8 protein-coding genes are annotated in these 8,856 nt (G+C 65.7%); 7 read left to right on the top strand and 1 reads right to left on the bottom strand.

The genetic code is table 11. The features are described from left to right. The first annotated feature begins 29 nt into the window (after positions 1-29). The 4 genes from N5D48_RS24845 (at position 30) to N5D48_RS24830 (ending at position 4,936) form a co-directional block, all read left to right on the top strand. Positions 30-2,471: a TonB-dependent receptor gene (locus N5D48_RS24845; RefSeq protein ID WP_279888685.1), complete on the top strand. Its 2,442-nt coding sequence runs from the start codon at positions 30-32 to the stop codon at positions 2,469-2,471. A 160-nt stretch (positions 2,472-2,631) separates the two neighbouring features. Next, positions 2,632-3,393, top strand: a complete 762-nt coding sequence (locus N5D48_RS24840) for an ABC transporter permease (RefSeq protein ID WP_279888684.1) — start codon at positions 2,632-2,634, stop codon at positions 3,391-3,393. After that, a complete protein-coding gene (locus N5D48_RS24835) occupies positions 3,393-4,139 on the top strand; it encodes an ABC transporter permease (RefSeq protein WP_279888683.1) in 747 nt (248 codons plus the stop codon). Before N5D48_RS24840 ends, N5D48_RS24835 begins: the two co-directional genes overlap by 1 nt. 11 nt (positions 4,140-4,150) lie before the next feature. Continuing rightward, entirely contained in the window at positions 4,151-4,936 is a 786-nt protein-coding gene (locus tag N5D48_RS24830; RefSeq protein ID WP_279888682.1) for an ABC transporter ATP-binding protein, read from the top strand. A gap of 36 nt (positions 4,937-4,972) precedes the next feature. Here the strand turns inward: N5D48_RS24830 and N5D48_RS24825 are convergent, their stop codons facing one another. After that, positions 4,973-5,740, bottom strand: coding sequence for a hypothetical protein (locus N5D48_RS24825; RefSeq protein WP_279888680.1), 768 nt, complete (start codon positions 5,738-5,740; stop codon positions 4,973-4,975). Positions 5,741-6,005: 265 nt separating this feature from the next. On the opposite strand from N5D48_RS24825, the gene N5D48_RS24820 reads away from it, so the two are divergent. The 3 genes from N5D48_RS24820 to N5D48_RS24810 form a co-directional block, all read left to right on the top strand. Continuing rightward, entirely contained in the window at positions 6,006-6,530 is a 525-nt protein-coding gene (locus N5D48_RS24820) for a hypothetical protein (RefSeq protein WP_279888679.1), read from the top strand. Positions 6,531-6,581: 51 nt separating this feature from the next. Continuing rightward, entirely contained in the window at positions 6,582-8,105 is a 1,524-nt protein-coding gene (locus tag N5D48_RS24815; protein WP_279888678.1) for a hypothetical protein, read from the top strand. Positions 8,106-8,197: 92 nt separating this feature from the next. Then, on the top strand, positions 8,198-8,856 hold a 659-nt coding region (locus tag N5D48_RS24810; protein ID WP_279888676.1), incomplete at its 3' end, for a putative adhesin.

The following is an 8,856-nucleotide window of genomic DNA, read 5'->3' as shown; positions in this document are numbered from 1 at the left end:
GCCCACACTTCTTTTCAGCAGGAATCCCCATGCCCCACCACACCCCCTTGGCCCTGAGCCTGGCCATCGGCAGCCTCGCCGTGCCCGCGCTGGCCGCCGAATCCACCGACCGCCTCGACACCGTAGTCGTGGTCGGCACTCACCGCAGCGACCTCACCGCCCTGCAAAGCGCCGCCCCGGTGGACGTGCTCAGCGGCGACAAGCTCCAGCAAACCGGCGCCCGCGACCTGTCCGGCGCCCTCACCGCCCTGTCGCCCTCGTTCAACTACCCGCAGTCGCCCCAGGGCGCCTTCGCCGGCTCCATCGCCCAGGGCGCCTCGCTGCGCGGCCTGGCCTCCGACCAGGTGCTGGTGCTGGTCAACGGCAAGCGCCGCCACACCAGCGCCAACGTCACCCGCCAGGGCCTGGCCAACGGCCGTGGCGCGGCGGCGGTGGACCTGAGCCTGATCCCGCTGGCAGCGGTCGAGCGGGTGGAGATCCTGCGCGACGGCGCCGCCGCCCAATACGGCTCGGACGCCATCGCCGGGGTGATCAACATCGTGCTCAAGGAGCGCGACGAAGGGGGCAACCTGGGTTACCGCTTCGGCGGCTACGACAAGGGCGACGGCCTGCAGCGCAAGCTCAGCGGCTGGAAAGGCTTCGCCTTGCCCAACGACGGCTTCCTCACCCTGGCCTTCGACGCCGGCAGCCAGGACCCGGCCAGCGACACCCGCGACGACAACCGGATCTTCTACCCCGGCTCCACCAGCACCACGACCCCGCGCGAGCAGAACAACCGCTACCGCAACTGGCGCTGGGGCTCGGGCAATGTCTCGGACCAATACAACTTCACCGCCAACGGCGAAATGGGCCTGGGCGATGGCCTGAGCGCCTACGGCCTGGCTACCTACGCGCACAAGAACACCGACGCCGAGAACTTCTTCGACCCGCCCACCACCCTGCGCAGCAACTACGGCAGCGTGGCCCTGGCGCGCTACCCGGACGGGCGCCTGCCGATCACCCGCTACGGCCTGGAGGACTATGCCGTCACCGGTGGCCTGCGCTACGAGGACGAGACACTCGGGCACTTCGACCTCGCCCTGAACCATGGCAACAACCGCGTCGATTCCACCGACCGCGATGCCATCAACCCCAGCTGGGGCACGGCCAGCGCCTCGACCCTCTACACCGGCCGGCGCGAGGCCGACCAGACCAACCTGACCCTGGACTGGACCCGCGACTTCGCCACCGACCTGCTGTTCAAGCCGCTGACGGTGTCCGCCGGCCTGGCCTGGCGCGAGGAAAACTACGAGCTCAGCGCCGGCGACGCCCAGGGCTGGCAGAACGGGCCGCTGTTCAACAGCGTCGACCCGCTGACCGGGCGGCGCATCCCCGGCTACTACTCGGGCATCACCCAGGTCGACGCCGCCGCCCTCGACCGCCGGGTGATCGGCGCCTACTTCGACCTCGAAGGACAGATCACCGAGCAGCTCCAGGCCGGCTTCGCCCTACGCAGCGAGCACTACTCCGACTTCGGCGACACCACCAACGGCAAGCTGTCGCTGCGCTACGACTTCACCCCCCAGATCGCCGCCCGGGCCAGCGCCAGCACCGGCTACCGCGCGCCGTCGCTGGTGCAGTCGGGGCTGTCGTCGTTCAGCGTGCAGGTGGTCGAGCAGCCGCCGGGCAGCGGCAACTGGGTCGAGGTGCAACAGCGCACCCTGCGCGCCGACAGCCCCGAGGCGCAGCTGCTGGGCGGCAAGGCGCTCAAGCCCGAAGAGTCGACCAACTTCTCCGTGGGCCTGGTGTGGCGTCCGTTGGCCAACGCGTCGCTGACCGTCGATGCCTATCGCATCGACATCGACAACCGCATCACCCTGTCGGACCAACTGCCGGCGTCGGTGGTCGGGCCGATCTTCGCCGGCACGCCGTACGCCAATATCCAGAGCGCGGCGTTCTACAGCAATATCGCCGACACCCGCACCGACGGCATCGAACTGGCCGGGCACTACCAGCTCGACCTCGGCGCCTGGGGCCGACTGGACCTCAACGGCGGCTATGCGCGCACCAACACCCGCATCACCGGGCTGGACGATGTCGGCGGCATTGCCGGCAACCAGATCATCGGCCGCAACACCCAGGGGCTGATCGAGGACGGCACGCCCAAGGACAAGCTGACCCTGAGCGCCAACTGGCAGTACCAGGGCTGGAACGTGACCGTGGCCCAGCGCCGCTACGGCCAGTGGCAGAACCGCAACGCCGCCAACCCGGCGCTGGACCAGACCTTCGGCGCGCAGTGGGTGACCGACCTGGACGTGGCCTACCGTTTCGGGCTGGGGCTGACCTTGGCGGTGGGTGCGATCAACCTGTTCGACAGCCACCCCGACAAGCTCGAGGGCGCGCAGCTGTACGGCGTGCCGAAATACTCGATCACCAGCCCCGAAGGGGCGCAGGGGGCGTTCTACTACACCAGCCTGAGCTACGACTTCTGAGCACCCGCCAACACGCCGCCAGGTGCTGGTGGACTGCTGCCCTGGCAGCAGCCCACTGCTGCTGCGCCAGCAGTCATGCCCGCCCAGCCATGAATCAGGGCCTGCGGTCATGGCACAGCTCTTGCGATATCCCCGTCAACACTCATCACCAAGGCTCGCCATGCGCCGACTCAACGCCCTTACCTGGCTGATTTCCCCGCTGACCGTGCTTGCCTTGTGGGCAGCCGTCGCCGCCGCCGGACTGTTCCCGAGCAACCTGCTGGTTTCGCCGCTGGACGTGTGGCGCAGCTTCACGGCGCTGCTCGACACGGGTGAGCTGCAGGAGCACCTCATCGGCAGCCTGTCGCGCCTGGGCCTGGGCTTTGCCGCTGGCACCCTGGCAGGCCTGGCGTTCGGCACCGCCATGGCCCTGTCGCGCACGGTCGAGGCCTACTGCTCGCCGCTGTTCCACACCTTGCGCCAAGTCCCCAGCATCGCCCTGATCCCGATGCTCGTCCTGCTACTGGGCATCGACGAGACATTCAAGGTCGTCATTGTTGCCAAGACCGCGTTCTTCCCCGTGGCCCTGGCCACTGTCGAAGGCATCCGCGCCATCGCGCGCAGCCATTTCGAGGTGGCCGCCGTGTACCGCCTGCCCTGGCCGACCTTGGTCGGGCGCATCGCCCTGCCCGCGGCCGTACCGGCCATCGTCACCGGCATCCGGGTCGCCCTGACGAGAGCCTGGGTGGTGCTGGTGGCCTGCGAGCTGTTGGCCGCAGACAGCGGCCTGGGGCAGATGATCGAGATGGGCCGACAGATGCTGCGCATCGATGTGGTGATGGTCGGCGTGGTACTCACCGGCATGATCGGCTTTGCCCTGGACTTCACCTTGCGTTGCCTGGAGCGGCGCCTGTCTGGCTGGCAAACGGTCGGGAGGTCATGATGAAGCTGCGCGGTCTGTTGCTGCCGCTGCTGTTGATCGCAGCCTGGGAATACGCCTCGCGCCAGGATGCCGCGGGCGCCTACGCCTTCGTCCCGCTGGCGCTGATCGGTGGCGCCTTCGTCGAACTGCTGGGCAACGGCGAGTTGCTGGTGAACCTGCTGGCGAGCCTGGCACGCACCAGCATCGGTTTGCTGCTGGGGATCCTCGGCGGCGTCAGCCTGGGTGCGCTGATGGCGCTTTCACCGCTGGCCAACCGCCTGGTCGCCCCGTTGTTCCACGCCCTGCGCCAGGTGCCGATGCTCGGCTGGATTCCGCTGATCGCGCTGTGGCTGGGCAATGGCGAGGCATCCAAGCTGCTGATCGTCAGCCTGGCGGCGCTCTACCCGATGGTGCTCAACACCTTCGAAGGCCTGCGCCAGGTCGACCCCCGTCACCGCGAGGTCGGCCAGGTGCTGGTGCTCGACCGTTGGCAACAACTGCACCGGGTGCTGCTGCCCGCCGCCCTGCCGAGTATCGCCACCGGCGTGCTGCAGGCCCTGGCCTTCGCCTGGGTCACGGCGGTGGGCAGCGAGCTGTTCCTCGCCTCCGGCGCCGGCCTGGGCAACCTGATGATGAACGCCGAGGCCGGCGCGCGCATGGAGATCATCGTGATCTGCGTGCTGTGCATCGGCCTGTGCGGCTACCTGATGACCTGGCTGTCCACCCTGCTCGCCCGCCGCCTGCTGCGCTGGCGCCCAACCCGTTGAAAGGCCCGACCATGAACGCCATCGCCCATACCCTCCCCACCCCTGTGCAGACCGGTGCATTGAGCATCCGCAACCTGAGCAAGGCCTACCCCTTGGAGGGGCGGCCCGTCCCCGTGCTGCAAGGTATCGACCTGGACATCCAGCCGGGCGAGTTCGTCAGCATCCTTGGCGCCAGTGGCTGCGGCAAATCCACCCTGTTGCGCCTGATCGTCGGGCTCGACCGGGACTATCAAGGCCAGATCCTGCTCGATGGCCAGCCCGTGCGCGGCCCGGGCCTGGAACGCGGCATCGTGTTCCAGGACCACCGCCTGTTCCCGTGGATGACCCTGCGCCAGAACATCGCCCTGGCGCTGGAGAACCACGGCCTGTCGAGCGCGCAGAAGGCAGTGCGGGTGCAGGAGCACATCGAGCTGGTGGGCCTGCAAGGCTATGAACAGGCGTATCCACACCAGCTCTCCGGCGGCATGGCGCAACGCGCGGCGATCGCCCGGGCGCTGGTGAACAAGCCGCGGGTGCTGCTGCTCGACGAGCCGTTCGGCGCCCTCGATGCCCTGACTCGCATACGCCTGCAGCAAGAGTTGCAGCGCATCTGGATGCACGAGCGCTGCACCGTGGTGATGGTCACCCACGACATCGAGGAGGCGCTCTTTCTCGGGGACCGGGTGATTGTGATGGCGGCCAATCCTGGACGCATCGACGACGCGTTGCGGCTGGACCTGCCCCATCCGCGCGTGCGCGACGATGGCTCATTGCATGAATACAAGCGGTGCCTGCTGGCGAAACTCCTAGGCCGATGAAGGATGCCCAGGCGGCGCGGCCTGGGCACACCTGCGCTACACGTTCGACTGCACGCAGACGAAGGTCCGCGGTACTTTCTTCATGTGCGTCACACCGCACTGGCTGACGAACTTGTCGAAGTACGTGAGGATGTCCTGGTGGTTGGCGCCGAACAGCACCAGGAAGCTGGTCCTGCCAGACTGAGGACCAGCACCCGCGCACGCCGCCATGTAACCCGCGATGACCATGGAGCGCTGCGCATCGCTGAGGCTCAGGCAGAACTGCGACACATCGCATGGACGCGTATTGCGTGGAGGCCCGCCAGGCGCGCTCGGAGGCGGAACGAACGCCGTGACAGGCACATTGTCCGGCTTGCAGATCACCTCTTCTCTCACGCTGGTGATGACATCCGCCGAGGGTGTCGGATAACCCATGGCGCGCTCGAACACTACCATGCTCGCGGACAAGGTCGCAGGGTGCGCCGATAACGCCGCCAGCACGTTGTTGCCTCGGGCGATATCGGTGGTGCTGCCATGATCCTCCTTGAGCAGAACCACGCTGTAGGACGGTGTGCCGGGCTTGGCCATGACCCCCCGCAAATCCGTCACCGATGTGCCGGCCGCCAATGCAGTCACTGGCGTGGTTGCCCGCTGGTCATCACCCAGGACAGGAATGGCAGTGGGTGGATACTTGCGCAAGACATCGGCAACAGCCTGAATCACCACCGCGTCGAAGTTGCCGTCGCTGCCTGCGACGTACTTGTATTTCTGCCGGTATGCCTCGTACAGCGCATTGGCATAGTCTTTTTCCAGGATGCGTAGCATGGTGCGGTCCTCTTGACGTTCATCTCGGCGCCCGCTCATCGGTCGCCACCACCCCCCGCAGCGCAACCGATGTCGGGGAGCTGCCACTAGCGTGAAGCCCCGTCGAACCCATCAGTAGGTGAACGATGTTCCCTGCGCCATCTCGGTGCTCATCTCCCCCGACATCACGGTTCGGGGAGGGGGCTTTGTTCCCCTACTTTGCAAGATGGCCAATCGCTAGCGTGAACTCGTCGGATCACAAGGACTCATCCGCGAGGCGAACCGCATGGACCACTACACACACGAACATTTGCTGGATGCACCGGCGCCGACTACGGAGTGCTTTCTCTATCTGCTCGGCGGCGGAGCATTGCTCAGCGGTGACTCGCGGCAGATGTGCCTGGAATTCTGCAAACAGAATCGAGAGCTGGTGATCTCCTGCCTGCCCGGCTCGTTGAGCGGAATCGCCGGCGACACCGATTTCGTCGTGATCCTCGATCTGATCTGCCGATACGGCGGACGGCGTCTCTATCTTCCTACCCGGATACAACGTTTTTGCGAACAGACCGGGCTGCAGGTGTCCGCACACACCTACGCCCAGTGGCGGGACCTGGCCGACGTCAACGGCCAGATCGACATTCCCAGTGTCTGGGGGCTGTTCCTCGCACTGCGTCGCGCGGCCATTCGCCTGGCACTGACCCATGACTGGACGCCCGAGGCCTTGCACACCACGTTCGGCGTCTCGCGCCGACAGCTGAGAGCTTTCCGCCTTCCGGCGGACCCTGCTGGCCCATCGGCCAGCCGCTTGTAGTCGTAACCGCTTCAACTCGGACCTCAACCTCTCACGCAGGAGCACAACCCCATGCCTTCCACCATCCCCTACGATCCAGCCCTGGCGCTGGGAAATCTGGTCAGCCTGGAACGGCTCGACGTCCTAGAACAGATCGCCGCCGCCCAAGCCCCGGCCGATGCGGCCGAAGACACCCTCAACTCATTGATCGCCGCCAAGCGCTCGCTGGACATGACCTCTCAGGAACTTGCCGGTATGGGCATCGACACCAGCGAAGTCGACTCCGAGTCGACAGCCGTTGGCAAGGATGTCGCCACTGCCGCCGAGGCGTTCGCCAAGGCCAAGGTCGCCTCGATCAAGGCCGCGCAACCGCTGAAAGCGAAGATCGCCGGCATCAGTGACTCGGTGGAAAGTCCGGTCGACTACAACCGTACGCAGATCAAGCAGATGCCGCTGTCGGCGGATGGCTTGCGGATGAACGTGCAGTACTTCAGCCTGGACCAGAACAGCCAGCAATCCGGCACCCATGCATCGAAGATTGCCTCGTTCATCAGTGGTCAGGTCGGTATCTTCGGCGACGAGTTCGCCTCCCAGGCCGCTGGCTCATCGGCCAGCCAGGTCAACAGCCAGGTCCAGAACCACAGTATCTCTGGCACGCTGGTGATCAGCGTCACCTGTACCCACAAGGACGCCGTGCTGCTGGCGCCGTTCATCCTCGACGTCGACAAGGGCATCCGCGCGTTCAACGCCTACTTCCCTGACAGCATGATCAAGACCGACTCCATTGCTTCGATGCAGAAGGTCGCACAGCAGGCCAACACCAAGGACGAAATGGCCCTCACGCTGTTATCGGGTGCGACCATGGGATCGTGCTTCATCGGCATGGTGCATATCCTCAACACCACCGACACCCGCAGCAGCGAAACCATGGAGAGCGTCGCCTCCTCGCTGCAGACTCAGTTCAAGGTGGCCGGGTGGTTCGAAAGCGTCTCCGGCGGGTTCGGCGTCAACAGCTCGTTCAGCAATGACGCCAAGGCATTGCTGTCGTCACAGAACGTCACCTCTCATTGCACCTTGACCACGGTGGGTTCAATTCCATCGATCAAATCCAACCAAGTGAAGATGGGCGTCAAGCAGTTCACCGACTTCGACGGTGCCTCGTCGATGACCGCATTGCTCAAGCTGCAGGGCGTCACCCAGACCGACCAGGAGTCGGTGTCGTCGGCCGCCGACCGGGCACGTACTGGCCAGGAGTTCATGGCCATGAAGTCGAACCAGATGGAAAGCGCTCTGTCGGCGCTATCGGACATCGACGACGGGGCCAACAAGATCATCGACACCAACTCGATGATGGACGCCCTCGACGACTACATCCAGAAGTGCCTGGCCGGCAACATCGGCGCCCCCATCACCTACTACCTCAAGCGCATCACGGCCTCGCAGCTGGCACAGGCGTGGATGGCCAAGTACTACCCCAACAAGTACATCAGCATTTCCGCAGATGACTCCGGATCAGGTGGCTCGGGCGGTGCCAGTGGCGGTACCGGCACGGCTTCGGGCAACAGCGACAGTGGCGGGGACGGCAGCGGCAACTGATGCCCGCGGCCGTGGCGGCACCCCGGCGCCTAGCACCCGCACTGGCCCTTATGGGCGGCGCCGGACTCATCCATCAAACAGGGAGTTACGACATGATCACCACCAGCAAAGATGATCTCATCCTCGTTGGCCATGGCACCTATCTGGGAGGGGCGGATACCTTCGTCCTGCCCGCGGGTGTCGAATTGCACATCACCCAGCCAGTCGGCTCGGCACTGACAGTCGGCGCGGCCGGCGTACTGCTGGCCAACAAGGCCGTCGACCGAGCGGTGCTTGTGCAGCCGTCCAAGCAGTTCGACGACTTCGCCACCCTGGGCCTTGGCAGCGGCACGGTGTACAAGCCCGGCGAGCGAGCACCGAACCTGCTCCTGCACGACCTCGGTACCCTCAAGCCTGCCCTCCAGAAACTGGCAACTCAAGGCGCCAGCCATGTGGTCTACGTCGGTGCGGATACGCTGCTGGCCGATGTGCTCGCCAAGGATCCAACTGTCAAGCCGTTGATCGCCGCCGCCGTACAGGCCAAGAAAGTGCTGAAGGTCTACTGGGCGGCCTGTACTGCGCTGGAACAGAACCCTGACGCTGCGCCCGTGGTCTGGTTCAACGGTCTGGCAGTGGCCAATGCGGCGTTGAGCCACGCTGCTGCAACCCCCACCGACAAGACCGCGGAGCAGGCCGCCCAGGCCGCGAACACCTATGCCCAGGCGCACTACCTGGATTCGCAAGGGACCATCGCGGCAGCGGCGAAATTCAA

Origin of the sequence: Pseudomonas sp. GD03858 (assembly GCF_029840925.1) — a bacterium.
Classification (GTDB): domain Bacteria; phylum Pseudomonadota; class Gammaproteobacteria; order Pseudomonadales; family Pseudomonadaceae; genus Aquipseudomonas.
This window is presented reverse-complemented; position numbering and strand designations above follow the sequence as displayed.

Excerpts from the sequence above, each read along its gene's own strand:
- N5D48_RS24845 (WP_279888685.1), top strand. The coding sequence starts at position 30 with ATGCCCCACCACACCCCCTTGGCCCTGAGCCTGGCCATCGGCAGCCTC.
- N5D48_RS24840 (WP_279888684.1), top strand. The coding sequence starts at position 2,632 with ATGCGCCGACTCAACGCCCTTACCTGGCTGATTTCCCCGCTGACCGTG.
- N5D48_RS24835 (WP_279888683.1), top strand. The coding sequence starts at position 3,393 with ATGAAGCTGCGCGGTCTGTTGCTGCCGCTGCTGTTGATCGCAGCCTGG.
- N5D48_RS24830 (WP_279888682.1), top strand. The coding sequence starts at position 4,151 with ATGAACGCCATCGCCCATACCCTCCCCACCCCTGTGCAGACCGGTGCA.
- N5D48_RS24825 (WP_279888680.1), bottom strand. The coding sequence starts at position 5,740 with ATGCTACGCATCCTGGAAAAAGACTATGCCAATGCGCTGTACGAGGCA.
- N5D48_RS24820 (WP_279888679.1), top strand. The coding sequence starts at position 6,006 with ATGGACCACTACACACACGAACATTTGCTGGATGCACCGGCGCCGACT.
- N5D48_RS24815 (WP_279888678.1), top strand. The coding sequence starts at position 6,582 with ATGCCTTCCACCATCCCCTACGATCCAGCCCTGGCGCTGGGAAATCTG.